Here is a 26,721-nt window from a genome sequence, read left to right on the forward strand (position 1 = left end):
CACTGCCGGCTTCCTGCGCTCCGCTGCCCTCTTACCCTCCGTAACTGCCGCGCAGTCGCGTCCAGCCTTCTCGCAGGCCGATGCGGTGGGGGCGCAGGGCGTTCAGGGTGACGGGACTCAGGCCGCGCTCGCGCAGGCCGGTCAGCAGGGCGTCCAGCAGTTCGGGCGTGACCTGTGGGCCGTCGTGCAGCAGGATCACGCTGCCGGGTCGGGTGCGGGCCAGGGTCTGCGCCGCCAGTTCCCTGGCGGGCCGGTCGGTCCAGTCGCGGCTCTCCACGTCCCACAGGGCGATCTGGCGGCCGTGCAGGCGGGCGAGCAGGCGGGTCAGGGGGCTGTGGCCGCCGTAGGGGGGGCGGTACAGGTGCGGGCCGCCCTGACCGGCGCGGGGGTGCCACGCGACCTGCGCCCACTCCCGCCAGGGGGGCAGCAGCAGGGCGTGGCGGTGCCAGCGGCCGTGCGCCTCGACCTGATGCCCGGCCGCGTGCAGGGCCCGCAGCGCCTCGGGGTGGGCGTGGCAGGCGGGCGCCGTCACGAAGAACGTGGCGGCCGCGCCGTGGGCGGCCAGGACGGCCAGCAGCGCGGGGGTGCGGGGGCCGGGGCCGTCGTCGAAGGTCAGGGCGACGCGCGGCAGGTGGCGGGAACCGGCGCCCAGGGCGCCCAGCCCGGCGGCGCGGCCGAGCAGGTCCGTCAGGACGAGCAGCGCCAGCCCCGCCCCGGCCAGCCGGGACCGGCGGTTCAGGAGTCCCCCGCCGCGGGCGTCGGCACCGGCGGGAACGCGCGGCGGAACAGCAGGTAGAACGCGGCGGCCAGCAGGGCCAGCGCGGCGCCCAGTCCGAAGGGGCCGCGCGCCCCGAACTGCGCGAAGGCCAGGGTGCCCAGCAGCGGGCCGACGGCCGTGCCGATGTTCTCCAGGGTCATCAGGAACCCCCACGCGGCGGGACGCTGCGCTTCCGGCAGCGTGCGGGTGACCAGCGCCCCCCAGCCGGGCTGCACGCCGGCGAAGCCCAGGCCGACCAGCGCGGCCAGCGGGAACAGCGCCCAGGTGGGCGGCAGCGCCGCGATGCCGCCCATGCCCAGGCCGATCAGGGCGAAACCGGCCGTCAGGGTCAGCAGGGCGCGGCCGCGGTCCGCGACGCGGCCCACGACGGGCAGGCTGCCGAACGCGACGAGGGCGCCCGTGACCAGCACGGCGATCATGGTCCAGTACGGGAGGTTCAGGACGTCCGTGAGCTTGAACAGCACCTGCCCGAACAGGGACAGGGTGACGGTCTGCATGATCGCGGCGGGCAGCAGGGGTTGCAGCCGGCGCAGCATGTCGCGCCGCTCGCCGCGTTCCGGGCGGGTGCGGGCGGGGCCGCGCACGGCGTGGGCCGGCAGCAGGAACGCGCTGAGCAGCGAGACGCCCACCACCCCCAGGCACAGCAGGAACGTGGTCTGCACCGGGAAGTCCCGCAGGAACCCGAACAGGAAGTACCCCAGGCCGATGAACGGCAGGACCGACATGGACACGGCCGTCAGGGCGCGGCCCTGCGCGCCGTCCGGGGTGGAGTCGGCCGTCAGGTTCATCGCGCCGGGCCAGGAGGTGCTGAAGCCCACGCCGTGCAGGGCCGCGGCGAGCAGCAGGACCCAGCCGGCGTGCGCGACCAGCAGCAGGCTCATGGCGATCAGGCTCAGCAGGGCGCCGGCGATCATGACCGGGCGCAGGCCGTAGCGGGCGATCAGCAGCCCGGCCGGGCCGCGCATGACGGTGTCCGCGCCGACGTGCAGCGCCCAGGCGAACCCCACCACGGACGGCGCGATGCCCAGCGTGTCCTGCGCCTGCACGCTCTGCCCCAGGTACGACAGGTACAGGCCCGAACGGATCAGTTCGGCGCAGGCGAGCGAGAACGTCGCGGCGATCACGGCGCGCAGGGTGCCGGGTCGGAGGGGCAGGCGGGCTCGGAGGGTCACAACCCTTCCATTCTGAGGCCTGCGGGCCGCGGGGGGGGCCGGCGCGCGGGAGCGGGGCCTGATAGCCTGTGCCCGTGCCCGGCTTCACCGTTGTCATTCCCGCCCGTAATGAGGAGGTCTACCTGCCCCTGACCCTGCGTGCCCTCGAGGCGCAGCGGAAAGCGCCGGACGAGGTGATCGTCGTGGACAACGGCAGCCAGGACGGCACGGTGGAGGCCGCGCGGGCCTGGGGCGCCACCGTGCTGCGCTGCGAGCAGCCGGGCGTGGCCCGCACCCGTCAGATGGGTCTGGAGGCCGCCCGCAGCGAGTGGGTCGCGACGACCGACGCGGACTCGCTGCCCAGTCCGCAGTGGCTTGAAACGCTCAGTGAGGCCGCGCCGGGCCGCGCGGCGCTGTACGGCCCCATGCGCTTTTGCGGGGTCGCGCCGCACTGGTCGCGGCTGTCGGGCGCGGGGTACAGCGCGTTCCTGCACGCCTGCCGGCTCGTGGGAAAACCGAACCTGGCGGGCGCGAACATGGCGTACTCGCGGGAGGCGGCGCTGCTGGCCGGCGGGTACGCGGACGTGGAAGCCTACGAGGACGTGATCCTCGGGCAGGCGCTCGCGCGGCTGGGCGAGGTCGCGTACGTGCCGGGCGCGCTGGTGGAGACCAGCGCGCGCCGCCTGGAACGGGGCGTGGGGCCGTTCCTGTGGCAGCACCTGCGCAACATCACTGGTCATACGCGAGGGTATTTCGGGGATGAGCCCCGGCTTCCCCCGGAAAGGTGACCTCGCGCGGCATGCCCAGCACGGCGGCGTAGACGTCCAGCACCTGCCGCGCCACGCCGGCCGGGGTGGTGGACGCCCCGAAGCTGCGCGCCCCGGCCGACAGCCGCGCCCACAGGGCCGGGTCGTCCAGGATGTCGCGGGCGTGGCGGGTCAGGGCGTTCACGTCGGCGGGCGCCACGAGGTACCCGCTGCGTTCATGCGCGACGCCGCTGAGGGTGCCGCGCGCGCCGACCGCGACGACCGGCACGCCCATCAGCTGCGCCTCCTGCAACACCAGGCCCTGCGTCTCGGTGTCGCTGGCGAACAGGAACAGTTCCGCGAGGCGGTAGTACGCGCCGATCTCGGCCCAGGGGCGCACGCCCAGGAAGGTCACGCGGTCCGCCACGCCGATCCGGGCGGCGTGCGCTTCCAGGTGGTCGCGTTCCGGCCCCTCGCCCAGCATCACGAGGTGCGCGTCGGGCAGGCCGATCAGGGCGTCGAGCACGTGATCGAAGCGTTTCTCGCGGGCAAGTCGGCCCACGCTCAGCAGGCGGCGTTTCCCGGCCGGCCAGGGGCTGGCGACGGCAGGCGCGGCTTCCAGGGCGCGGGGGTCGATGCTGGTGGGAATCACGACCGGGTGGCGCACGCGCATGGCGCGCAGGACGTCCATCATGCCGGCGGTGGGCGTGATGACGGCGTCCGCGCGGCCGTACAGCAGGCTCATGACGCGCGTGACGACCCCGGTGTGGCGCTGCAGGGCCGTGACGCCCGGCACGTAATGCGTGTACGCCTCGATGTGCGTGTGGTACGTGGCGACGTGCGGCACGTTCCACTTGCGGGCCAGCCGCGCGCCCGCGAGGCCCAGCGTCAGGGGCGTGTGGGTGTGCACCACGTCGTACTTCTGGTGGAAGTCCTTGCGGGTGGGCCACGCGAGGCGGTAGGTGGGCAGGAAGACGTAGCGCAGGCTGTCCACGCGCACGACGTCCGTGCGGGTATCCACGTGCTCGGGGAAGTCAGGGGCGACGACGTCGACGTGATGGCCCTGGGCGCGCAGTTCGTCACTGAGCAGCGCGACGCTGGTCACGATGCCGTTCTGGTCGGGCAGGAAGGTATCGGTGAACAGGCCGATGCGGAGCGGTTTCATGCCGGGCCGCCGCGACGGCGTTCCGCTGTCCGGAACCCGTGAAAGTTTAAGGAATCCTGAAGCATCGCTACTCCCGAGCATACGACGCCGGAGATGAGAGTGTCCCCATATTTCTTCTCGTGCGCCGGCCGTCCCCCCGCAGCCGGCCGGCAGGGCGACCGTGCCGGTGCGGGGCGCTACAGTCCGGGAGTGAACGCACGAACCTTCATGATGCGCGCGGCCCTGCGGGCCGGAGTGGGCGGCGCGTGGCACGGCGGACACCCCGGCACGCCGCAGGTGGCCCTGCTGGTGCCGGTCGCGGACGCCACGCAGCTGCGCGCGGCCCTGTCGGCGCTGACCGGGACCCCGGCCACCCTGCTGGTCCCCCCGGCCCTGGCCCGCCTGGACCCGGCCGGCCTGCGGGCCGCCACGCAGGCCGGGCACGAACTCGCCGGGCAGGGCGACCCGGCAGGCCTGCCCCTGCTGGAAGCCGCCGCCGGACAGGCCGTCACGACCTGGGACACCCCGCGCCACTGGCGGCAGCTGCGCGACCTGCAGGCGCGGGGGCTGCCGCCAGTGGCCCCCGCGCAGGACCCGTCGCCCCGGCCCGGCGGCCTGCTGCGCGTGCCCGTGAATGAGCTGGCGGCGGGCCTGCCGACGTGGCGGGCGCTCGGATACCGCCCGGTGCCGCTGCGGGACCTGCCCGAACGGCGTCCCGGGCGGCCACGCGACCTGTTCACCGCCCTGTACGTGCGGGTGGTCGAGGACCGGTACGCGCGGTCGCAGGGCATGATCGACCTCTCGCAGCGGGCCGACGGGGTGATGCGGGTCGCGCCCCTGAACCACGCGCCGCCGCCCCTGCCCCTGCCGCCCGGGACGCCCACCGCTGAACTGCACCTGCACTCGCAGCGGGTGGTGGGGCTGGCGTCCCGCGGGGCGCTGAGCGCGTACCGGGCGTACCAGCGCAGCCTGCGGGATGTGGGACGCGCCCTGCAGGAACGTCCGGAACTGACCGGAGCGCAGGCGGTCTTCGCGGTCACGCTGTTCCACGCGCCGCTGGCGCAGGCGGGCTTCACGCTGCTGGACCTGCCGCCCCTGCGGGCCCGCTGGTACGGCCTGGGGTTCCGGCTGCTGCGCGCCGCGTACGGCACGACCAGAAGCCCCAGCGAGGGCACGCCGCGCATGGCCTGGATGCCGCGCGAGGAGTTCCTGCGCCGCTACGGCTGATCCCGTACCCTGGGGCATGAGCCACAACGTCGTGAGCCGCAGGGTGCAGGTGCAGGGCCTTCACCACGTCACCATCGTCGGGTCCACCCGCCAGAGCGCCCTGGACTTCTGGGAGGGCGTGCTGGGCATGCCGTTCGTGTTCGAGCAACCCAACCTGGGCAACCCGGCCGAGAACCACCTGTACTTCGATCCCGGCGACGGCCGCCTGCTGACGGTGTTCACCGACGAGAACCGCGTGGACGCCGGGCGGGACGCGCCGCGCGAACCGGGGACGGTCGAACACCTCGCGTTCAACGTGTCCCGCGCGACCTTCCAGCTGGCCCCCGCGCGGCTGCGCGCACGCGGCATCGAGGTGCTGGAACGCGACCGGGGCTTCATGGACTCCCTGTACTTCCGCGACCCGAACGGCATGAAGGTCGAACTGGCCTGCTACAAGTTCGAGACGCCCGAAGGCTTCCGGGACGCGGACGTGCTGCGCCGGGCCTACGAACTGCGCGTGGCACGCGGCGACGCCCACCTGGGCCCCGAACACCTCGCGGACGCCATCGAGGAACTGCTGCGCCGCTGAGCATGGGACAGGAACACGCCTACGTCTTTCTTGACCCGGACGGCACGCAGGGCGCGGGCATCGTAGTCATCGTGCAGACTCCGACTGGAGTCATGTACGCCTCGCAGGTGGGCGGTATGCGGAACGAGGAACGAGCGGTGGAGGGATTCGCCGTTCCGAACTTCCATCCGTCACATCTGGAAGCACTCACAGCCTTTTTCGACCGGTACCACGGCTCTCCTCCCGATGGACTGGAGTGTCCATGGCCAGCCTCCCATCTCGACGAACTGGCCCAGATCATCAGCTGCGTTCCCCTGTGGCACACCAGTCGGGAGCACGACACGCCCGCCGTGCTAACACTGGACAGAGACCGGCTTGAAGAGTTGACCGAAGGCTGGATTCCGGTAGATACGGCCTACGGCCCGGGCATCCTGACCCATCAGAACTGCGACTGACCTTCGGTTAACCCGGCAGGGTGAAGGTCAGGGTGGTGCCCTCGCCGGGGGCGCTCTGCACGGCCAGGGTGCCGCCGGCCAGGGTCACGCGTTCGCGCAGGCCCAGCAGGCCCAGGTGTCCGGCCTGGGCCTGCGCGTGCGCCTGTTCGGGCGTGAACCCCCGGCCGTCGTCCCGGATGACCACCCGCACGCCCCCGCCCTGACCGGGCTCCCCGAACGCCACGCGGATGGCGGCCGTGTGCGCCTGGGCGTGCTTGTCGACGTTGTTCAGGGCCTCCTGCGCCAGCCGGAACACCGTGAGTTCCGTGGCGGGGCTCAGGCGGCGCTCGGCCCCGCTGACCTCCAGGCGGGTGGCGGTGGCGGCCTGCGTGGCCAGCCACTCCAGGGCCGGGAGCAGGCCCAGGTCGTCCAGGACGCTGGGCCGCAGGTTCCGCGCGAAGCGGCGCACGCCGTCGATGGCGGCGTTCAGGTCGAGCAGGATGTCGTCCGCGCGGGCTTTCTGCTCGCCGCTCAGGTCGCGGGCCAGTCTCGCCACGCGGCGGGTGGTGGCGGTCAGGACCTGCGCGGTGTCGTCGTGCAGTTCGCGGCTGATGCGGCGGCGTTCCTCCTCCTGCGCCTGCGTGAACAGGGTCAGGAAGCTGCGCAGTTCGCTCTGGCGGCTGGTGGCGGCCTCCAGCGCCTGACCGCGCCGGGCGATCTCGTCGGCGAGGGTCTGCAGTTCGCTCAGGTCGCGGCTGACGGTCAGCACGCCCCGCCCGTGGTCCACGCTGCCCAGCCGCACCTCCAGGTGGTACGGGCCGATGCGGACCTCGGCGCGGCTGCCGCTGGCGTTGCCCTGCGCCGCCGTCCACGCGGCCTGCAGCGCCGCCTGCGTGTCGCGGGTGGGGAGGGTCAGGAAGTTCGCGCCGGTCAGGGGACCGGTCAGCGGTTCGAGCAGCGTGCGGGCGGCGGGGTTGGCGTACTCCACGCGGCCCTGCGCGTCGGTGCTGATGATCAGGTCGTGGGCTCCCTCGGCCAGCTGCCGGTAGCGGGCCTCCTCGCGTTCCAGGGCGGCCAGCAGACGCTCGCGGGTGAGGGTCTGCGCGACCTGATCCGCGAGGCTGCGCGCGAACTGCAGGGTCCGCGCGCCCGGCAGGTCCGGGCCCGGATCGTCGAAGTACAGGAAGCCCAGCGGGGCGCCCGCGTCGGACTGCGCGCCGACCAGCGGCACGATCAGGCCGCTGCCCGCCACGGGCAGGGTGTGTTTGCGGGTCAGGGGGCGGGGGCCGCGCCCGAGCTGCGCGGCCAGGTCCGCGAGTTCCTGCGGGTGCGGCGCGTGCAGGTTGTACGCCGCGCAGCGGTTCACCGTTCCCGGTCCGCTGCCGGGCGGCCGGCCCTCGTTCCCGGCGAACAGGGCCAGCAGGCCGCGCCCGGCGTGCAGGGCCAGGGTGGCCTCCCGGACCGCCTCGCGCAGCGCCTCGTCGCTGACCGGGCCGCTTCCGCCGTCCGCGCGGTCGCTCAGGACGCGGCTGACGGCCAGCAGCGCTCCGGCCTCCCGTTCCCGCAGCTGCTCTTCCTCGTACAGGCGGGCGTTCTCGATGGCGAGACCGGCCTGCGAGGCGAACACGCCCGCCAGCGCCAGGTCGTCGCTGTCCAGCGGCAGCGGCGCCGCCCAGTACAGGGTCAGGGCGCCGAACACGGTCGGCCCGACCCGCAGGGGCAGGCTCACCACGCCCCGGTAAGGGTACGTGCCGTTCGCCAGCAGCTGGCGGGCGTAACGGCTGCTGCCACCGTAATCCTCGGCGGTCAGGTCGCGGGCTGCGACCAGCGCGCCCTGGGCGACCGCGCGCCCCGTGACGCCCACGCCGACCTTCGCGCGGACGCGCAGCATGTACTCGCTGGGCAGACCGACCGCCGAGCGGATGTTGATGCTGCGGCCGTCCGGCTGCGTCTCGTACACGGCGGCGGCGTCCGCGTGGAACAGGGTCGCGGCCCGTTCGAGCACCTGCTGCAGCGTCTCGCTGAGGTGCAGGCTGCCGGCCAGCGCCGCCCCGGCCTCGCGCAGCGCCTCGGCCGCCGCGCGTTTGCGGGTCTCGATGCCGTACAGGCGGGCGTTGTCGATGGCGAGCGCCGCCTGTTCGGCCAGGGCCAGCACGATGCGCGCGTCGTCCTCGGTGGCCGGGACGGGTTCGCTGGTGTCGACGTACAGCAGGCCCAGCGCCTGTCCGCGCGCGTTGAGGGGCGCGATGACGGCCGTTTCCGGGCTCAGTTCCCGCAGGCCGCGCGCCAGCGGCGACTCGTGGTCCCGGCCCCGCTCGAAGCGGATGGCCTCGCCGCGCCGGACCAGCGTCTCGAACGTGACGGGCCCCACACCGATCCCGCCCGTGAACGGCTGCGTGAATCCGTGCGTGAAGACCTCGCCCGTACGGGCGCCCCCGTCACGCAACTCGCTGAACAGCGCCACGAAGGCCCGCCGGAACCCCAGCGCCAGCGCGGCGCTCTGGGCGGTGACGGTCAGCACCTCCGCGAGGTCCAGGCTGCCGCCCAGGCGGCGCATCAGGCCCTCGACGGTCTCCGCGATGCGGCCGTGCCCGCGCCGGGCCTCGCGGGCCTGCACGCCCTCGACCGCCAGGGCCAGCAGCGGCCCGGCACCCACCAGGGCGTGCAGGCCGGCCGGATCGGCGCCCACGAACTCCAGGGCGCCGCACCCGAAGGGCAGCGCGGCGAGCATGCCCTCGGTCAGCAGCACCCCGGCGTCCAGGGCGCGGGCGACCAGCGTGCCATCACTGAGGGCCAGGCCGCGGCCCTCCTCCACCACCGGGTGGGGCTGGCCGTCCGTCAGGATCCAGACCCGCACGCCATGCGCGTGCGCGGCGCGGCAGGCATACGCGGCCAGGATCGCCGCGAACTGCGCCACGCTCGCCGCGGCCGACAGTCCCGGCGGCAGCGGCGGCAGGGCGTGGTGTCCGCCGGGGCCACTGCGGTCCGTTCCGCTCACGTCCGCTCCTGCCGGCGCCGCTGTGCGCACGCGCGGCTCAGAGGTTCTGCGGGTCGATCCAGCCGCGCTTGATGCCGTGCAGGACCGCCTCGGTGCGGCTGCCCACACCCAGCTTCGAGAAGATGTTCGCCAGGTGCACCTGCACGGTGCGCGGGCTGATGTCCAGGTCCCGCGCGATCTCCTTGTTGGTGCGGCCGGTCGCCGCGACCCGCAGGACCTCCAGTTCACGCGGGGACAGGTCGTCCTCGGGCGGGGTGGGGGTGGTGTGCGTGCTGAAGCGTTCCAGGACCTTGCGGGCCACGCTGGGATGCAGGGCGCTCTCGCCGGCCGCGACGGCCCGCACAGCGCCCAGCAGGTCGTCCTCGCTGGCGTTCTTCAGCAGGTATCCGGCCGCGCCGGCCTCGAGCAGCGCGAACACGTACGCGTCGTCGTCGTAGCTGGTCAGGACCAGCACGCCCACGCCGGGCTGCTCGGCCTTGATGGCGCGCGTGGCGTCGATGCCGTTCATGCCGGGCATGCTGACGTCCATCAGGATCACGTCCGGGTTCAGGGCGCGGGCCCTGGCGATCGCCTCCTCGCCACTGGCGGCCTCGCCCACCACCCGCAGGTCCGCCTCGGTCTCCAGCAGCTCGCGGGTGCCCTTGCGCACGACCGGGTGATCGTCGACCAGCAGCAGCGTGATGGGCGCGGTCGCCCCGGATTCCAGCGTGTCGGCGTCAAGCATACGCGCAGGATAGTGCAGCGGGCGGCCACCGGCGCGGCGGGAACGGACGGCCACCGGCGGCAAAGACGGCAGGTGGGGAATGAATCCCCGCCTGCCGTCTGCGCGTGCGCCGCCCGTCTGCGCGGCCCGCTGGCCTCATACGGATTCCGTTTATTTCGTTGACAGATCGGAACACCACCGATCTGCCAACTCCACGTCCGGAATCCGTTTCTCTCCTACTCTGCGCAGCAGCTCTCCGAGTCGCATTCGCTCGGATTGAATGGTCTTTGCATCCCATTCAATCCGAGTCCGTATCAGCTCTTGCTGAGGTTCTTCCAGTAGGTGCCGCCCCAGAAGGCGATCATGGGGTTGAAGGTCTCCTCGCTGATGCCCTTGATGTTGTCACGGTACGTGAACACGTTCGGGGAGGCGGGCATGATCACGTAGTACGCCTGATCCAGGGCGCGCTTGGCAACCTGCGAGTACAGCTCGTCACGGCGGGCCTGGTCGGTCGTGCCGCGCGCCTCGGTGATCAGGCGGTCCAGTTCCGGGTCCTTGGCATTCAGGCGCGGGCCGTAGTAGCCGGTGCTGGCGTAGAAGGTCGTGACGAAGTTGTCGGGGTCGGCGTAGTCGGGCGCCCACGCCGAGAGGATCATGGCTTCCTTGGGCGCGTTGGTGGCCTTGATCAGCTCGCTCCATTCCTTGGCGACGATATTCACCTTGAACTTGGGGTTCAGCGCCTCGATGTTCTTCTTCAGCAGTTCCATGGCGGTCTGCTGCGTCTTGGCACCGGCACGGTAGGAGATGCTGACCGTGAAGCCCTTCTCCCAGACCTGACCGCCCCAGGCGCGCTGGAAGGCGGCCTTGGCGAGTTCCGGGTCGAAGGTGGCGGCGTCGATGTTCGTGTCGTAGCCGGGGAAGGAGTCGGGCAGCAGGAAGTTGCGGGCCACGCCCTTGCCGTCCTGCACCTGCTCGATGTAGGTGGGCACGTCGAAGGCCGCCACGAACCCGCGGCGCACGTCGGCGTCACTGAAGAAGTTCGCGGGGATGCCCTGCCCGTCGAGTTTGCCGCTGCCGAGCGCGCCGCCGGCCGCGATGTTCTGGTTCATGCTGAAGCCCGAGGCGGTGGTGTTGGGCAGGTCGTCAAGCACGCTCACGCCGGGTTTGCCCTGCAGCTGCGCGGAGATGATGGGGCGGCCGCCCTCCTCGATGAAGTCCGCGTCGCCCTTCAGGAAGGCCTGCACGCGCGCGGCCTGCTCGGGGACCTTCTGGACGATCACGTTCTTGATGCTGGGCTTCTGCTCCCCCCAGTAACCGTCGAAGGCGGTGACGCTGACGCTGGTGGCGTCCTTGCCGACCAGTTTGTACGCGCCGGTCCCGCTGGGCTTCCCGGACAGGGGGCTGCCCATCAGGTCCTTGCCGACAGCGGCCTTCCAGGTGGCCTCGGTGCCGTCCCACTCGCCGATCTCGATGGCGTGCTTGCTGTCCACGATGCCCTGCCCGATGTACGCGAGCTTCGCCAGGAACGCCGGGTCGGTCTTCGGGAGTTTCAGGACGAGCACCTCGCCGTCACACTTGACGGCGTCCGTGATGCGCTGCCACGTGACGCTCTTGTCGTCATTGGCGTTGGAGGGCGTGCCGAGCAGGCTCTCGCTGATGAACCAGTTCCCGCTGTCGGCGGTGTTGGTCACGAGGTTGCGGCGCAGGGTGTACTCGGCGTCCTTGCAGCCGAAGTCGTTGCCGCTGTGGAACTTCACGCCTTCGCGCAGCGTGAAGCGGTACTCGGTGCCGGCGTCGTTGGCCTTCCATTCGGTGGCCAGCACGGGTTCCAGTTCGGTCAGGCTGTTGCCCTTGTACCCGACCAGCGTCTCGTACAGGTTCTCGACGATCTGCCCGCTGCCCGTGTCGTAGGTGGTGCCGGGATCCAGGGTGGGCACGTCGGAGGATTCCTGGATGACCAGGGTGCTGCTCGTATCGCCGCCCTGCTTGCTGCAGGCGGCGAGGGTCAGGGACAGGGTGGCGAGCGCCAGGGCGCCGAGGGTCTTGTTGCGGTTCATCGGATTCTCCTTACGGGTCGCGCCGCTGGGGCGCACGTGCTTCAGGGAGCGCCGCGCAGGGGTGCGGGCGCCACAGGTCTGGACCGGGTGTTCTGCCCTGCCCCTGGGGTCAACGCGCCGGGGACCGCCGCAGCGGAAGCAGGTGAAGTCAGGCGCGCAACCGGGCAGGTCGTCACGGATTCTCATCGTAGGGACTCCAAATGAGGGTTCCCGGCCAGAAGGATGAAGGTACTCCATACAGAACAGCGCCGCCACGGCGAACTGTCCCTGCAGCAGGAACGCCCCCGCCCCCGCACGGCCCCACCCGCCCCTCATCCGGCCCCGGAGAGCGGGGCAGCACGAACGGGAGCCCACAGCCCCCCCTTCCCGTGCGTGACCGAACCGGACCGCAGGCCGCCTCATACGGACTCCGATTGAATGGGCTGCAACGCCCGTTCAATCCGAGCGGATGCGACTCGTAGAGCTGCTCCGCAGAGCAGGAGAGAAGCGGGTTCCGGACGTGGAGCTGGCAATCCGGTGAAGTTCCGGATGGTCGGCGAAACAGACGGAGTCCGTATCACTCAGGCCGCCCGTGAATGAAAGTCCACCCACAGCAGCCGGCCGCGTAGCCCGCTAAGGTTTCTGGATGACTGCTTCCACCCCCGCCTCCTACGTCCTGCGCGGCACCGCAGCAGGCGGCACCCTGCGCATCGTGGGCATGGACTCCACCCAGGTCGTCGAGGACGCCCGCGTGCGCCACCACCTCAGCAAGACCGCCACCGCCGCGCTCGGCCGCACTCTGACCGGCAGCGTCCTGCTCGCCACCGTCCTCGGCAAACGCAGCGACAGCCGCGTCACCGTGCGCGTCGAGGGAGACGGCCCGGTCGGGTTCATCGTCGCCGAGGGCAGCGTGGACGGCCGCGTGCGCGGCTACGTCCGCCAGCCCGGCGCGGACCTGCCCCTGCGCGAACGCGACGGCAAACTCGACGTGAGCGGCATCGTCGGCACGCAGGGCGAACTGAGCGTCACGCGCCTGCTCGACAACGGCGAACCCTACACCGGCAGCGCCCACCTTGTCAGCGGCGAGATCGCCGAGGACATCAGCACCTACCTCGGCGTCTCCGAACAGATCCCGAACGCCGTGCTGCTCGGCGTGTACGAGGAAGGCGGCCGCGTCGCGCACGCCGGCGGCCTGCTCATCCAGGCGATGCCCGGCGTCACCGACGAGACCCTCGGAAAACTCGAGGCGAACATCCGCGCCATGGGCCAGATCACCGACAACCTCCGCCGCGGCGGCCTGATGGAAGCCATCACCCGCGCCACCGACGGCCTGAACGTGCAGCTCGCCGCCGAGGCGCAGGGCTCCCGCTTCGAATGCCGCTGCTCCCGCGAGAAAGCCAGCGACTCCCTGAAATTCTTCGACGCTGGCGAACGCCAGGACATGATCGACGCCGGCGGGCAGGAAATCGTGTGCCACTGGTGCGGCGAACACTACCAGATCACCCCGGACGAGATCGCCGCGCTCGACGCCACCGACACCCACGCCCGCGCCTGACCTTCCGCCGCCCGGCCCCCGCTAAACTGCGGGCGCTCATGCCTGATCCCGTCTCTCCCGGCCACCTGCCTGACCTGCGTGTGCTGGAGCGGGCCCTGCGGGGCGGCCCTCTGGCCCTTGCGGACCTGCCGCACCTGCGCGCCGCCGGCCTGGAGGGCGCCATGCGGGCCCGCCTGCCCGCAGACGACCCGCTGCGGGCCGAGTTGCGGGCCGGTGCGCTGGTGCTCGGCGCGCGGCACGCCCTGATCCGCGCGGAACTGCGTGACCTGCTGGGTGCCTGGGAGACAGAGGGCATCCCGGCCCTGCTGTTCAAGGGCTTCGCGCTCAGCGAGTTCGGGTACGCGACCCGCACCGAACGCTTCTACGGGGACGTGGACCTGCTGCTGCCGGGTGATCCCGCCACGGTGACCCGCGCGGCGCACCTCGCGCTGGCCCGCGGCTGGCGCAGCGACGGCCAGCACGCCCACCCGGACCGCTGGACGCACGAGACCATGCACCTGTTCAGTCCCGGTGGGCACGCGCGGCTGGACGTGCACCGCTGGCTGATCCCCGACTGGTTCGCTGGCCGGCGCCGCAGCCTCCACGTGACCCGGCAGGTGTGGGCAGCCGCCCGGCCGCACGACTGGGACGGCCTGCGTGTCTGGAGGCCCCACCCGACAGACGAGATTGTCGCGGCCCTCGCCGTCAGCCGGGTCTGGGGCGGCGACCGTGGCGGCCTGAAACCCGCCGACCCGCTGGACCTGCAGCGCCTGCGCGAACGGCACGCCCTGACCGGCGCCGCCGGGAGTGCACGGCTGGCCGCCCGGGCTGCCGAACTGGGCGCCACGCACAGCTGGGCGGCCTTCGAGCAGCTGTGCGATCCCGCGCAGCTGACCCTGGACCCGGCCCGCACCGGTCCGGTCCTGGCGGCAGCATTGCGCCGGGACGGGCTGTACCGGCACGGACCGGCAACGGTCCTGCGCCACCTCTGGTACCGGGTGAAGCGGGCCGCGTTCCTGCTGCCGGGCGTGCCGCAGGCCACGGCGGACGTCCTGGGTGCCATGAGCGCCGTGCGGCGCGGCGGCGACCCGCGCGCCCACCTGAACCGCTGGACACCGCCCGGCCCGACCCGCACGCTGGACCCCGCCCGTCTGGACCGCGCCGTCACGACCGCCCGACTGATCACCCGGGCCCTGCATCCCCGCCAGAAGCACGCCGGGGTGTGCGTGCCGCGCGCTTACGCCACGTACCGGGCGCTGCGCCGCCTGGGTCACCCGGCCGTGTTCGTGAGCGGCGCGGCCCGGCACGGCACCCAGATCACGGGTCACGCCTGGGTCGAGGACACCTGGGGAGCCATTGAGCCTTACGGGGAGGACTTCAACCGGCAGACCTTCCGGGTGCTGTTCACGTACCCACCGGAATCCGTCACGGCTACTCCTGAAGCGGTGCGCCCAGCAGCGCCGGAACCAGCGTCATCATCTCCTCCCGGCCCGCCGGACGCCACAGGACCGTCCTGACGAGGCGCTGCGCGGCGGCACTGACCGCCCGCTGACCCGCCGCGCCCAGCGGCACGCCGGTCGCCTGCCAGAACTCCCGCACCCGGTCGGCTGCACCCAGCGGTCCCGGATGACCCAGGAGCAGCACGGCCGTCAGCGGCAGGGTCACGGGCGGCACGGTCAGCGGCAGCAGGCGCTTGCCCCGGCCGTCGCGGGCCACGGGTCCGTCGCCGCCCAGCAGTTCCGGCGCGAAACGGGCCAGACTGTCATCCAGGGCGCGGAGGGTGCGGTCCAGACCGGCCACCTGCCCGTCCGGGCCGATCCAGGCGCGGTCCTCGGCCAGGACCGTCCAGCCGGCCGCCCGCAGGCGCAGGCAGGCAGTCGTCTTGCCCGCCCCGCTGGGCCCCGTGACGGCCACCACCCCGCCGTGCCCGGCGATCAGCGCGGCGTGCAGCGGCACCCAGCCGGCCGCGCGGTGCGCCTCGGTGAAGGCCAGTGCCCACAGGTCCTGCCCGGCTCCCTGCGGCGCGCAGGTCAGGACGCTCAGGTCCGCGCCCAGCCGAACGTGCAGGCGACCACCGAGCCACAGCTCATCCCCGAGCACCTGCGCGTGCGCCTTTCCGTCCGGCAGCGTCACTTCCCGCGTGACCGCCCCGGGTGGAACGGGGGGCGACGTTCCCACCTGCACTTCGACACGTCGGGCCACTGCGGCGTGCTCCTGGGGACCGCAGCCCAGGCCCCAGGCGTGCCGCAGGGCGTCCTCCCAGGCGGGCGGCACGTGCGGCGCGCAGGTGACCAGGGCGTCCAGGCTGGCCCAGCCGGCCGCATCCGGGCGTGACAGCGCGTCGGCCACGCGTCAGCCCGGCCGGATCAGGTCCCGGACGGCCAGGTCGTTCAGGACGGCCCGGACATCCGCCTGCGCCTGATGGCCGGGCAGGTCGAACGTTGCAGCCAGCAGCGCGGTCAGGGTCTCCTCGGTCGCGGGGAGGGCCTGCCACAGCAGCCGCCCGGCCGGGTTCAGGCTGAACATCTCGCTCCGGCCGGCGTGCATCAGGACCAGTTCATCGTCCAGATCGGTGACCAGCACATCCTCGTTTCCCTGCCACATGACAGGCAGGGTAGCGCAGCGGCGCGCCGCGGGCATCAGGTGACTGACTGACCTTGACGGGGCCGGGGCTGGCGCGAGATTCTGCCACTGAATTCTGAACAAACCATGACAGTCAGACCTTAAGGTAACCGCCGCTTCGTCCGCTGCCATGCGACTTCCAGCTCCATCTTCACCCCGCACGCCCTGCTTCCCGGGGGCTGTGAGGCTGCACCGACGTGCGTTCCGAATTCTTCACCGGTACCACCCAGGAGTCCGAATGAACCACGCCCCACCGTCCACCCCCACTTCCGCCCACCAGCCGACCCCGCCGCGCCGCTACGAACCGCCGCGCGTGCAGGACCTCGGCGCGTGGCAGGCCGTCACCCTGATCGGGTCCGTCGGCTTCAACCGTTTCCCCGGCATGCCGGGACAGGAGAACAACCGTGGCTCGTACTGAATCCCGCGCCCTGCTGCTCGCCGGCCTGCTCGCCCTGAGCGGCTGCGCCACCACTGACGCCCCCACCGCCGCCCCGACTTCCACCCCCAGCGCCGCCCGCGTGCTGGGCCTGTACGAACTGCGCGTGAACGGCCTGAGCGGCCCGTCCGCCCAGGCGACCGTCCGGCCCGCCAGCGGGCTGAGTACACAGGCGGCCGAGGTCACGGGCGGCCTGAGCTTCACCCGGACCAGCATGTCCAACCTCGTGGACGAGACGAACCGCGTGGTCCACATGACCGCCACCTTCACCGTCACGAACACCACCCAGACGCCCATCACGCTGCCCACCTACATTCCCGTGGACACCGCCGGGACCGGCGGCACCAGCGGCAGCACGCCCTTCGGCGAGGTCCGTACCCGCACCGGCGTGCCCGTCAGCGCGACCGGCATGCAGGTCGAGGTCGCCCACCAGCTCTCGGGCGGCACCATCCAGGCCGACCCGAACGCCACTCCCCTGCGCAGCGGACTGGATACCGGCGGCCTGCAGGTCACCACGCCCGCCGGGCAGAGCGTCGCGGGCCTCAGCCACCAGGGCTGGGAAGGCGGCGTACTCGCGCCCGGGGCGTCCCAGACGATCAGCTTCGCGGCGCGCGTTCCCCTGCAGGGCACGCAGATCAGCGACGCCGACCCCTTCGCGTTCAAGCTGGTGTTCGCCGTGGCCGACGCGCCCGGACAGGTCGCCCTGACCAACGTCGCCAGCGTGCAGGGCAGCACGCCCAGCGGGGACGCCGCCACGCCCGTCAGCGGCCAGAGCGTCACGGTCGAGGGCGTGGTCACGGCCGCGTTCAACGCGTCCCTGCAGGGTTTCTTCCTGCAGGAGGAAGGCATCGACGCGGACGGTGACGCCACCACCAGCGACGGCGTGTTCGTGTACTGCGGTACGGCCGGCTGCCCCGGCGTGAACGTCGGGGACCGCGTCCGCGTGACCGGCACCGCTGCCGAATTCAACGCCGCCACCCAGATCACGACCACGGCGGCCAGCGTCACCACCCTCGCCAGCGGTGTGGCCCTGCCGGACGCGCAGACGCTGACCCTGCCGCTGAACGTCACGGCCCGTGAGCGTCTCGAAGGCATGCGCGTCAGCGTGAGCGGGAAGGTCACGAACAACTTCCCGCTGGGCCGTTTCGGGAGTTTCGACATCGCCGACGACCGCGTGCCGAACTTCACGCAGCTGAACGCACCGGACGTGGCCGCGTACGCCGCGTACCAGACGGACTTCAAGAACCGCTACATCCGCATTGACGACGGCAACCGCCAGCAGAACCCCGACCCGGAAATCTTCGCGCGCGGCGGCCAGAACCTGAGCGCCGCGAACACCCTGCGCGGCGGCGACACGGTGCAGGCCACCGGCGTCCTCACCTGGAGCAACGACAGCGGCACCCTGACCAGCGGCGGCAGCCTCTACACCTACCGCGTCCTGGCTGGCCAGAGCGACGTGCAGGTCACCGCCAGCAACCCCCGCCTGAGCGCCCCGGAAGCCGTGGGGGGCACCCTGCGCGTCGGCGCGATGAACGTCCTGAACTACTTCACGTCCCTCGTCACGAGCAACACGGGCTGCACGCCCAACGGCGTGGGCGGCAGCGCAGCCCGGGGCGCGAACACCTGCGAGGAGTTCCTGCGCCAGCAGGACAAGATCGTGGCGGCCATCAGCGGCCTGAACGCCGACGTGCTGAACCTGATGGAAATCCAGAACGACTTCGACAAGGGCACCAACAGCTCCGTGGCGTGGCTCGTCAACGCCCTGAACACGAAACTCGGGGCGGGCACGTACGCCTACGTGAACCCCGGCGCGAAGGTCGGCACGGACGCCATCAGCCTCGCCATGATCTACAAGCCGGCTGCCGTCACGCCCGTCGGGAACCTCGCGATCCTGAACAACACCTTCGACCCGAACTACGCCGACACCTGCAACCGTCCCACCTGGGCGCAGACCTTCCAGAGCAACGCGAACGGCGGGCGCTTCACGGCCGTGGCCATGCACCTCAAGAGCAAGGGCAGCGCCTGCGCCGCCACCAGCGACGCCGACATCGGCGACGGGCAGGGCAACGGCTACAAGGCGCGGCGCAACGCCGCGACCGCCATCGCCAACTGGCTGGACACCAACCCCACCGGCATCACCGAGGATGACCGCATCCTGATGGGCGACTACAACGCCTACGCCGGCGAGGAACCCCTGACCATCCTGGCTGGCCGAGGGTACGCCAACCTGTTCGACCGGAACGTGTACTCCTACCAGTTCGACGGGCAGTGGGGCAGCCTCGATCAGGCCACCGGCAGCGCCAGCCTCGCCGCGCAGGTCACCGGGAAGACCAAGTGGCACATCAACAGCGATGAACCCACGGTGCTGGACTACAACACCGAATTCAAGAGCGCCGGGCAGCTGACCAGCCTCTACGCCGCCGACGCCTTCCGCAGCAGCGACCACGACCCCATCCTGATCGGCCTGAACCTGACCGCCCAGACGCCCATCGTGGTCACGAACCCCACGACCACCCTGACGCCCGCCAGCGCCAGCGCGAACGTGAACCTGGGCAGCAGCGTCTCCGGGACCTTCACGACCAGCAGCACGGACGTCACCACGCTGAACGTCGCCACCACCCTCACCAAGACGGACGGCGCGGCCGCCGGGACCAACCCCACGGTCACGGCCCCCACGACCGCCGCTCCCAACGGCACCTTCGACGTGACGGTCACCGCCGCCGCCGACACCACCCCCGGCGCGTACCGCGTGACCGTGGGGACCAGCAGCGGCAGCGCCAGCGCCAGCGCCACCTACGACGTGAACGTGAACGGCATCCTGCTCAGCGCCCCCAGTAACCTCAGCTACGGCGCGGCCGACGCAGCGACCGGCGCGACGACCAGCGCCGCCGTGACCGCCTACGGTGCGGGCACTGTCAGCTACTCGGCCTCGGCCACGGGTGCCGGCGCTCCGAGCATCACCGTCACCCCCGGCACGACCACCGGCAACAGCACGCCCCTGACCGTCACCGCCACCGGCGGCAGCGCCGGCACGTACACGGCCACCCTGACGGCCACCGGCACGAACGGCCAGACGGCCAGCCGCACCTTCACCGTGACCGTCACGGCCGCGCCGACCGGCCGACTGGTGATCAGCGAGTTCCGTTTCCGCGGGCCTTCCGGCGGGAACGATGAGTTCGTCGAACTGGTCAACATGGGCACCGCGCCGCTGGATATCAGCGGGTACCTCATCCAGGGCAACAACAACAATGCGCTCACCTGGGGGACGAGAGCCACCGTTCCCACCAACACTGTGCTTCAGCCCGGACAGTTCTACCTGATGGTCAACAACACGGCGTCCGGAGGGTACAGCCTGACCACCACCGCGGCCGGTGACCTCACCACCACCTCCGGCACGTCCGACAACCGTGCGGTCCGCGTCACGACGGCGGGCGGCACGGTGCTGGACACGGTCGGCTTCGCCGCTACGACCGCCCAGGGCGTGCTGTGCGAGGGCACCTGCATCGCCAACGGCCCCACCAGCACAACGGCACAGATCAGCTGGGCGCGGAACGTCAGTGGCGGGCAGTTCGTGGACACGGACAACAACGCCAGCGACTTCACCTACCGCGACGGTGCGGCAAGCGGTAGTGCCAACCCGCAGAACAGGACCGTCACCTTCAGCGGCACCAACTGATCCGCCGCGTCTGATCGACCCCGTACTCACGCCGCCCCTCCGGGGGCGGTTTTGTCATTCCAGCCCGGTCAGCCAGGGGTGCCCCGGTCGGGTGAGGGTCAGGGCGCCGCGCAGCCACGCGCGGGCCTGTGCGGTCAGGGTGGGCTGGACGCGCTGGTAGTCCTGTTCGTCCTTGCTGCGTGGGTCGCGTCCGGCTGCGCCTGCCTTGAACAGCAGGACGGCTTCGGGCGCGAGGTACGGGAGGCCTTCGGGGCTGACGCAGCGGGCGCGCTCCAGCGGCAGCGTGAGGCGGGGGTCGCGGCGGTAGTGCCAGGTGCCGCCGCTCAGGTCGCTGAGCATCAGGTCGAGCATCAGCACGCCGGTCAGGTCGGGGTGCCGGGCGTGAATCTGGAAGTGGGGCGGGTCAAGGGGGGCCGTGTAGGGCTGGTAGGTGCCGTGGATGGATGCGTCGAGTCGCCAGCCCGGCAGCAGGCGGGGCAGCTGGGCCTGGGCTTCGCGGGGCAGGATCACGTCGAGGTCGTCGTGGGGCCGGGCGGTCATGCCCAGGTGCAGGTCGAGGGCGTATCCGGCGGCGATCATCCACGGGGCGTCCAGCGGGGGGAGCAGGCGGGCGACCTGCCGGGCGGGGGTCAGGCCGACAGTGCGGGCGTGGTGGGCCAGGGCGGCGGGACGCAGGGCGTGGTCGGCGTGGTCGCGGCCGGCGGCGGTGAAGGCGGCGCGGTAGGTGCGGGCGGCTTGGGGGTCGTGGCGCAGCAGGTCACGCAGCGCGGCCTGCTCGGCGCGCCAGCCGCTGTCGTGGTCGCTGATGATCAGTCGCCAGCCGCCGGGGTGCGTCCAGGTGCGCTCCGATCGTGGCTGGTAGCCGAGACGGCTCAGGGCGGCGCGCTGCTCCTGGGTGGGCGGGTCGGGCAGCAGGTCCAAGTGCAGTTCCGGGGTGTCCAGGTCGGCCAGCGCGGGGACGCTGCCGGGACCGCCGGTCTGGACGTGGAAGACGCCGTCCGGGCGGTGGCCGCTCATGAAGTCGCTCAGGTGCGTGCGGAGGTCCTGCATGGCGCGGTCGTGGTTCATGCGGCCTGGGTCGATGCCTTCAGGGTCCATGCATGAAGCACACCACAGCGCGTCCCCACCCGGCATCCGCTCCTTGGCGGATAATGCCTCTCATGAAGGGTCGTGGTGTCGGGATCGTGCTGGTGCTGGTGGGACTGGGTCTGGGGGCGACGCTGCTGCGCGATCAGGTGCCAGTGGGTGGGGCGCAGGCTCCGGCCGCGGGTGCGGCGGCCGATCCGGTGGCGGCGGAGGCGGGCGCGCGGCTTCAGAACGAGCAGAACACCATCGACGTGGTCGGGCGGTTCGAGCCGGGGCTGGTGTTCATCAGTACCGAGAACGAGGTGATGGGGCAGGATCCGTTCGGGATGTTCGGGGGCGGCACGGAGGTCCAGCGCGGGGTGGGAAGTGGGTTCTTCGTGAACGACGCGGGGGACATCCTGACGAACTACCACGTGGTGGCCGGGGAGGCCGGGGCGGGCGCGGCGCAGAAGATCAGCGTGCGGGTCATGGGGCAGGAGCAGAGCGTGGAGGCGCGCGTGATCGGGCTGGCCCCGCAGTACGATCTGGCGTTGATCCGCCCGGTGGGCCTGGATGCCAAGCTGATCCGGCCGATTCCGCTGGGGAACAGCGACGCCCTGAAGGTGGGGCAGAAGGCGATTGCGATGGGCGCGCCGTTCGGGCTGGATTTCAGTGTGACCGAGGGCATCGTGAGCAGCACGGCGCGGCAGATTCCGATCGGGTTCTCGGGCGGCGGCGCGGGCGAGGGCATCACGCAAAAGGCGATTCAGACGGACGCAGCGATCAACCCGGGGAACAGCGGGGGGCCGCTGCTGGACAGCGGGGGGCGCGTGATCGGCATCAACACGCAGATCTACTCGCCCAGCGGGCAGAGTACCGGCGTGGGTCAGAGTGCCGGGGTGGGCTTCGCGATCCCCGTGAACACGGCCAAGAACCTGTTGCCGCGCCTGCAGGCAGCGGACGGGCAGGAGGTGCGCGCGCCGACGCTGGGCGTGGCGGCGGGCCTGATGGTGCGCGGGCAGCAGCAGACGCTGGCGGTGGGCCTGAGCGTGCTGTCGTCGGAGGGTAAACGGGAGCTGGGCCTGCCGGAGCGGGGACTGGTGATCGGGGAAGTCATGCCGGGCACGCCGGCCGCGCGGGCGGGCTTGCAGGGCGGCACGCGCACCGAGGCGTTCCGGGGCGGCGCGATCCGCCTGGGCGGGGACGTGATCACGGCCGTGAACGGCAAGCCGGTGGACGCCCTGGAGGACCTGCAGGCGGGCCTGATCGACCGCAAGGAGGGCGACACGGTGACGCTGACGGTCGTGCGGGCCGGGAAGTCGCGTGAGGTGAAGGTCACGCTGGATGAAACCTCGTTCCGCTGAGAACGCAGCGCAGGCGCAGGCCGTGTGGGCGGCGCTGCGTCCGGAGGACCGGGCGTGGCTGCTGACCGTGGCGGCGCAGGCGGGTCCGGGCGGCGCGGCGCTGGTGGGCGGCGCGGTGCGGGACGCGCTGCTGGGCGTGACGCCGCTGGACCTGGATGTGGTGATTCCCGACGCGGACGTGGCGGCCCTGGCGGCCGGGACGGGGTTGCCGTTCGTGTTCCACCCGGCGTTCGGGAACGCGACCGTGACCCTGCCGGACGGCCGCGCGGCGGATCTGGTGCGGGCGCGGCGGGAAGTCTACCCGGTGCCCGGCGGGAACCCGCGGCCGCAACCGGGCTCGCTGACCGCCGATCTGTGGCGGCGGGATTTCAGTGTGAACGCGCTGGCCCTGCACCTCTCCCCTGCCGGGAAGCCCACGCTGCTGGACGTGACGGGCGGCCTGCAGGACCTGCGCGTGCGGGTGCTGCGGCCCCTGCACCCGGCTTCGCTGCGTGAGGATGCCAGCCGGCTGGTGCGCGGGGCGAGGCTGGCCGCGCGGCTGAACCTGGGTGCCGCGCCGGAGCTGCTCTCGCAGGTGCCGGATGCGCTGGACATGGCCCCGCGCACCCCCCGGCTGTGGGCAGAACTGAAACTGCTGCTGCATGAGCCCCGCCCTGGACGGGCTGCCGCGCGGCTGCGTGCCTGGGGGGCCGCCTCGCTGCTGCCGGACACGGCGCTGCTGGACGCCCTGGACGCCCGCCGGGACGCGGGGGCGACCCTGTCCATGAACGCCTACGCGGCGGCGCTGCTGCACGCCGCGCCAGACCCGGAGGCGCTGGCGGCGCGACTGGACCTGGGCACCCGGCCCGCCGCGCTGCTGGCCCGCGCCCTGTCGGACACCTTCTACCCGGACGGCACGCCGGAGCGCGAGTTGCGTGCCCTGCTGCGCCCGCACGCGCACGAACCCCTGACCGGGAAGGACGTGCTGGCGCTGGGCGTCCCGCCGGGCCGGGCGGTGGGCGAGGCGCTGGCGCACCTGGGGTCGCTGCGCCGGGCCGGGCAGGTCCGCAACCCTGACGAGGAGCGCGCGGCGCTGAAAGCGTTCCTGGCGACGAAAGCCCGGTAGGCGGACCCACTAGAATGCCGGGGTATGGGTCTCATCTCTCTGCTGACCAGCAATCCCGCCGCGTTCGTGATCATCGCGGCGGCACTGGTCCTGTCCCTGGCCTTTCACGAGTTCGCGCACGCGTACACGGCGGACCGCCTGGGCGACCCGACGCCCCGCCGCTACGGGCGCGTGACCCTGAATCCCATCAAGCACCTCGATCCGTTCGGGACGCTGCTGCTGCTGCTGGTGGGCTTCGGGTTCGCGCGGCCCGTGCCGATCAACCCGAACAACCTGGGCCGCTGGGGCACCATGTGGGTGGCGGCAGCCGGGCCGATCAGTAACCTGCTGATCGCGGTGGTGTGCGCGCTGCTGCTCAAGGTGCTGCCCCTGACGGACCTGACGTACACGATCCTGATGACGGTGCTGGGCATCAACGTGGTGCTGGCGGTCTTCAACCTGATTCCGATTCCGCTGCTGGACGGCAGCCGCATTCTGGGGGCGCTGGTGCCGTCACTGGGCCGCGCCCTGAATCAGTTCGAGATGATGCCGTACTCGTTCCTGATCGTGATGGGCTTCATCTACCTGTTCCGCCCCCAGATCGGGCAGTTGATCGGCACGGTGCAGGACTGGGTGATCGGTTTCGTGGGCGTGTGATACGGACTCCGATTGAATGGCTTACAAAGCCGTTCAATCCGAGCGAAGCGAGTGGGAGAAAACCGGGTTCCGGACGTGGAGTTAACAGATCGGTGATGTTCCGATCTGTTAACGAAACAAACGGAATCCGTATGACCTTTAACAGCAGCCGGGCCGGAGGTCGAGTGATCACCTCCGGCCCGGCTGTCTGCTGTGTTCAGGACAGGTTGTTCAGCGCAGGTTGAACATCATGACGACGTGCGCGGCGGTGCCGGCCAGCACGAACAGGTGCCAGATCTCGTGGAAGCCGAACACGCCGGGGCGGGGGTTCCAGCGTTTCGTGCCGTAGATGACGGCCCCGATGGAGTACAGCACGCCGCCCGCCGCGAGCCAGAAGATGGCGGCGGGTGGCAGGTGGCGGGCCAGTTGCGGCAGGAACGCCACGGCCAGCCAGCCCATGCCGAGGTACAGGGCAGTGCTGACCCAGCGGGGCAGGCTCATGGTCACGAGTTTCAGGGTGATGCCGCTCAGGGCGATGCCCCAGATGACCCACAGGACCACGCCCTGCCAGGGGTCGGGCAGGCCGAAGTACGCAATCGGGGTGTAACTGCCGGCGATCAGCAGGAAGATGCCGGCATGGTCGAGTTTGCGTAGCCACAGCATGCCGCGCTCGCCGGGAAAGAACGAGTGGTAACTGGCGCTGGCGGCGTACAGCAGGGTCATGCTGATCACGAATACGGTGAACGGCCACAGGGCCAGTTCGCGGGCGTGCGCCCACCACAGCAGCGGTCCCAGGATGATCAGCGCCGCCAGGACGCCGGCCCAGTGGGTCAGGGCGTTGACGGGTTCGCGGGGGGCGGTCAGGAAGCGCATGCCCCTACCCTACCCCCACCCGCTGATGACAGTCTGTCAACTGGGACGGGGTGCAATCCTCTCCCCCGTCTCGCTCCCGGTCTGCCGTGGCCTCAGCGGCCGCCGTAGTTGGGGGCTTCCTTGGTGATGGTCACGCCGTGCGGGTGGCTTTCCACCAGGCTGGCCCCGGTGATCCGCACGAACTGAGCCTCGTCACGCAGCGTCTGAAGGTCCGGCGCGCCGCAGTAGCCCATCGAGCTTTTCAGGCCGCCCACGAACTGGTAGATGACCTCGCCCGCCGTGCCCTTGTACGCCACGATGCCCTCGATCCCTTCGGGCACGAACTTGCGGCTGCCGCTCTGGAAGTAGCGGTCGGCGCTGCCCTGGTCCATGGCGCCCATGCTGCCCATGCCGCGGTAGCTCTTGTAGCGGCGGCCGTCGCGCAGGATGCTCTCGCCGGGGCTCTCGTCGGTGCCGGCCAGCATGCTGCCCATCATGACCACGTTCGCGCCGGCCGCGATGGCCTTGGGCACGTCGCCCGTCTGCTTGATGCCGCCGTCCGCGATGATCGGAATGCCGGCTTCCATGGCGGCGGCGCTGGCCTCGAAGATCGCGGTGATCTGCGGGACGCCCACGCCGGTCACGACGCGGGTGGTGCAGATGCTGCCCGGCCCGATGCCGACCTTCACGGCGTCCGCGCCGGCCAGGATCAGGTCGCGGGTGCCGGCGCGCGTGGCGACGTTCCCGGCGATCACGTCCACGTCGAAGGCTTCCTTCACGCGGCTCAGGGCGTTCAGGATGCCCTGGCTGTGCCCGTGGGCGCTGTCGAGCACCAGCACGTCCACGCCGGCCTGCACGAGCGCCCCGGCGCGGTCCATCAGGTCGGCGCCCACGCCGATGGCGGCGGCGACGCGCAGGCGGCCCAGGCTGTCCTTGGCGGCGCGCGGGTACTTCACGCGTTTGGTCAGGTCCTTGATGGTGATCAGGCCGCGCAGGGTGTGGTCGGCGTCCGTGACGAGCAGTTTCTCGATGCGGTGCTGCTTGAAGATCTCCTGCGCCTCTTCGAGGGTGGTGCCGACCGGCACGGTGATCAGGTTCTCGCGGGTCATGACGTCCCCGATGGGCGTGTGCATGTCGTCGATGAAGCGCATGTCGCGGTTGGTGATGATGCCCAGCAGTTTCCCGTTCGGGTCGGTGATGGGCACGCCGCTGATGCGGTACTCGCCCATAAGGCGCTCGGCGTCCGCCACGGGCGCGTGCGGGGGCAGCGTGATGGGGTCCACGATCATGCCGCTCTCGGAGCGTTTGACCTTGCGGATCATCTCGGCCTGCGCGTCGATGGGCATGTTCTTGTGAATGACGCCGATGCCGCCCTCGCGGGCCATGGCGACCGCCATGTTCGTCTCGGTGACGGTGTCCATCGCGGCCGACAGGAACGGGATGTTCAGCCGGACGCGGCGGGTCAGCTGCGCCTTGATGTTCACCTCGTGCGGCAGCACCTGCGAGTGCCGGGGTTGCAGCAGCACGTCATCGAAGGTGATGCCCTCCTGCGCGAACTTGTAGGCGAAACGGTCACTGCCCTGGGCAGCGGGGACGGGCGTGGCGGGCGCACTCATGCAGGCGAGTGTAAGCGCCCGGACGTGAACAGAAGGTAAGCGTGTCCATGTCACCTGACCGCCGCGCCGGGC

At 71.6% G+C, this 26,721-nt stretch carries 22 protein-coding genes; 11 read left to right on the top strand and 11 right to left on the bottom strand.

The window, feature by feature from the left end; all coding sequences use genetic code 11:
* Positions 1 to 31: 31 nt before the first annotated feature.
* Complete coding sequence (locus ABDZ66_RS00110) at positions 32 to 739, bottom strand: polysaccharide deacetylase family protein (protein ID WP_343754855.1); 708 nt, start codon at positions 737 to 739, stop codon at positions 32 to 34.
* Positions 736 to 1,950: an MFS transporter gene (locus tag ABDZ66_RS00115; RefSeq protein WP_343754725.1), complete on the bottom strand. Its 1,215-nt coding sequence runs from the start codon at positions 1,948 to 1,950 to the stop codon at positions 736 to 738. Before ABDZ66_RS00115 ends, ABDZ66_RS00110 begins: the two co-directional genes overlap by 4 nt.
* Positions 1,951 to 2,024: 74 nt before the next feature.
* Between ABDZ66_RS00115 and ABDZ66_RS00120 the strand changes: the two genes are divergently transcribed.
* Positions 2,025 to 2,717, top strand: coding sequence for a glycosyltransferase family 2 protein (locus tag ABDZ66_RS00120; protein ID WP_343754727.1), 693 nt, complete (start codon positions 2,025 to 2,027; stop codon positions 2,715 to 2,717).
* On the opposite strand, the gene ABDZ66_RS00125 is transcribed toward ABDZ66_RS00120, so the two are convergent.
* Positions 2,659 to 3,840 carry a glycosyltransferase gene (locus ABDZ66_RS00125; RefSeq protein ID WP_343754729.1) on the bottom strand — a complete coding sequence of 394 codons (1,182 nt, stop codon included), beginning with the start codon at positions 3,838 to 3,840 and terminating at the stop codon, positions 2,659 to 2,661. The two genes, ABDZ66_RS00120 and ABDZ66_RS00125, sit on opposite strands and share 59 nt — an antisense overlap.
* A 189-nt stretch (positions 3,841 to 4,029) precedes the next feature.
* Here ABDZ66_RS00125 and ABDZ66_RS00130 point away from each other — a divergent pair, with 189 nt between their 5' ends.
* Genes ABDZ66_RS00130 through ABDZ66_RS00140 form a run of 3 tightly spaced genes read left to right on the top strand, consistent with a single transcriptional unit; the run spans position 4,030 to position 6,048 of the window.
* Entirely contained in the window at positions 4,030 to 5,046 is a 1,017-nt protein-coding gene (locus ABDZ66_RS00130; RefSeq protein WP_343754731.1) for a YkoP family protein, read from the top strand.
* A gap of 16 nt (positions 5,047 to 5,062) precedes the next feature.
* On the top strand, positions 5,063 to 5,614 hold the full coding sequence (locus ABDZ66_RS00135) for a VOC family protein (protein ID WP_343754733.1): 552 nt from the start codon (positions 5,063 to 5,065) through the stop codon (positions 5,612 to 5,614).
* Between the two features lie 2 nt (positions 5,615 to 5,616).
* The gene (locus ABDZ66_RS00140; RefSeq protein WP_343754735.1) at positions 5,617 to 6,048 is read left to right on the top strand and encodes a DUF6210 family protein; all 432 of its coding nucleotides are present in this window, start codon (positions 5,617 to 5,619) and stop codon (positions 6,046 to 6,048) included.
* A gap of 7 nt (positions 6,049 to 6,055) precedes the next feature.
* Here ABDZ66_RS00140 and ABDZ66_RS00145 read toward each other — a convergent pair whose 3' ends face one another.
* From ABDZ66_RS00145 to ABDZ66_RS00155, 3 genes are all read right to left on the bottom strand, one after another.
* A complete protein-coding gene (locus ABDZ66_RS00145; protein WP_343754738.1) occupies positions 6,056 to 9,025 on the bottom strand; it encodes a sensor histidine kinase in 2,970 nt (989 codons plus the stop codon).
* A gap of 37 nt (positions 9,026 to 9,062) precedes the next feature.
* Entirely contained in the window at positions 9,063 to 9,749 is a 687-nt protein-coding gene (locus ABDZ66_RS00150) for a response regulator (protein ID WP_343754740.1), read from the bottom strand.
* Between the two features lie 293 nt (positions 9,750 to 10,042).
* A complete protein-coding gene (locus tag ABDZ66_RS00155) occupies positions 10,043 to 11,785 on the bottom strand; it encodes an ABC transporter substrate-binding protein (protein ID WP_343754743.1) in 1,743 nt (580 codons plus the stop codon).
* Positions 11,786 to 12,410: 625 nt separating this feature from the next.
* On the opposite strand from ABDZ66_RS00155, the gene hslO reads away from it, so the two are divergent.
* Both hslO and ABDZ66_RS00165 read left to right on the top strand, forming a co-directional pair.
* Positions 12,411 to 13,319, top strand: coding sequence for an Hsp33 family molecular chaperone HslO (gene hslO, locus ABDZ66_RS00160; protein WP_343754745.1), 909 nt, complete (start codon positions 12,411 to 12,413; stop codon positions 13,317 to 13,319).
* A gap of 38 nt (positions 13,320 to 13,357) precedes the next feature.
* Positions 13,358 to 14,815 carry a lasso peptide biosynthesis B2 protein gene (locus tag ABDZ66_RS00165; RefSeq protein WP_343754747.1) on the top strand — a complete coding sequence of 486 codons (1,458 nt, stop codon included), beginning with the start codon at positions 13,358 to 13,360 and terminating at the stop codon, positions 14,813 to 14,815.
* Here the strand turns inward: ABDZ66_RS00165 and ABDZ66_RS00170 are convergent.
* Together ABDZ66_RS00170 and ABDZ66_RS00175 are read right to left on the bottom strand one after the other, a co-directional pair.
* Positions 14,730 to 15,647, bottom strand: a complete 918-nt coding sequence (locus ABDZ66_RS00170; RefSeq protein WP_343754749.1) for a hypothetical protein — start codon at positions 15,645 to 15,647, stop codon at positions 14,730 to 14,732. The genes ABDZ66_RS00165 and ABDZ66_RS00170 overlap by 86 nt on opposite strands.
* Positions 15,648 to 15,650: 3 nt before the next feature.
* Complete coding sequence (locus ABDZ66_RS00175; RefSeq protein WP_343754751.1) at positions 15,651 to 15,902, bottom strand: PqqD family protein; 252 nt, start codon at positions 15,900 to 15,902, stop codon at positions 15,651 to 15,653.
* 256 nt (positions 15,903 to 16,158) lie between these two features.
* Between ABDZ66_RS00175 and ABDZ66_RS00180 the strand changes: the two genes are divergently transcribed.
* Complete coding sequence (locus ABDZ66_RS00180) at positions 16,159 to 16,338, top strand: hypothetical protein (RefSeq protein ID WP_343754753.1); 180 nt, start codon at positions 16,159 to 16,161, stop codon at positions 16,336 to 16,338.
* A complete protein-coding gene (locus ABDZ66_RS00185; RefSeq protein WP_343754755.1) occupies positions 16,325 to 20,032 on the top strand; it encodes an ExeM/NucH family extracellular endonuclease in 3,708 nt (1,235 codons plus the stop codon). The genes ABDZ66_RS00180 and ABDZ66_RS00185 overlap by 14 nt, the downstream gene beginning before the upstream one ends.
* 54 nt (positions 20,033 to 20,086) lie before the next feature.
* Here the strand turns inward: ABDZ66_RS00185 and ABDZ66_RS00190 are convergent, their stop codons facing one another.
* Positions 20,087 to 21,130 (bottom strand): nucleotidyltransferase domain-containing protein, encoded by a 1,044-nt coding sequence (locus tag ABDZ66_RS00190; protein ID WP_343754757.1) that lies wholly within the window; start codon positions 21,128 to 21,130, stop codon positions 20,087 to 20,089.
* Between the two features lie 62 nt (positions 21,131 to 21,192).
* Here ABDZ66_RS00190 and ABDZ66_RS00195 point away from each other — a divergent pair, with 62 nt between their 5' ends.
* Genes ABDZ66_RS00195 through ABDZ66_RS00205 form a run of 3 tightly spaced genes read left to right on the top strand, consistent with a single transcriptional unit; the run spans position 21,193 to position 24,202 of the window.
* A complete protein-coding gene (locus ABDZ66_RS00195; protein WP_343754758.1) occupies positions 21,193 to 22,461 on the top strand; it encodes a S1C family serine protease in 1,269 nt (422 codons plus the stop codon).
* Positions 22,442 to 23,566 carry a tRNA nucleotidyltransferase/poly(A) polymerase family protein gene (locus ABDZ66_RS00200; protein ID WP_343754760.1) on the top strand — a complete coding sequence of 375 codons (1,125 nt, stop codon included), beginning with the start codon at positions 22,442 to 22,444 and terminating at the stop codon, positions 23,564 to 23,566. Before ABDZ66_RS00195 ends, ABDZ66_RS00200 begins: the two co-directional genes overlap by 20 nt.
* 24 nt (positions 23,567 to 23,590) lie before the next feature.
* Positions 23,591 to 24,202 (top strand): site-2 protease family protein, encoded by a 612-nt coding sequence (locus tag ABDZ66_RS00205; RefSeq protein ID WP_343754762.1) that lies wholly within the window; start codon positions 23,591 to 23,593, stop codon positions 24,200 to 24,202.
* A 210-nt stretch (positions 24,203 to 24,412) separates the two neighbouring features.
* On the opposite strand, the gene trhA is transcribed toward ABDZ66_RS00205, so the two are convergent.
* Together trhA and guaB are read right to left on the bottom strand one after the other, a co-directional pair.
* Positions 24,413 to 25,054, bottom strand: coding sequence for a PAQR family membrane homeostasis protein TrhA (gene trhA, locus ABDZ66_RS00210; protein ID WP_343754764.1), 642 nt, complete (start codon positions 25,052 to 25,054; stop codon positions 24,413 to 24,415).
* Positions 25,055 to 25,146: 92 nt separating this feature from the next.
* Entirely contained in the window at positions 25,147 to 26,649 is a 1,503-nt protein-coding gene (gene guaB, locus ABDZ66_RS00215) for an IMP dehydrogenase (RefSeq protein WP_343754766.1), read from the bottom strand.
* Positions 26,650 to 26,721: the final 72 nt, after the last annotated feature.

This window comes from Deinococcus depolymerans (assembly GCF_039522025.1).
Taxonomy (GTDB): domain Bacteria; phylum Deinococcota; class Deinococci; order Deinococcales; family Deinococcaceae; genus Deinococcus; species Deinococcus depolymerans.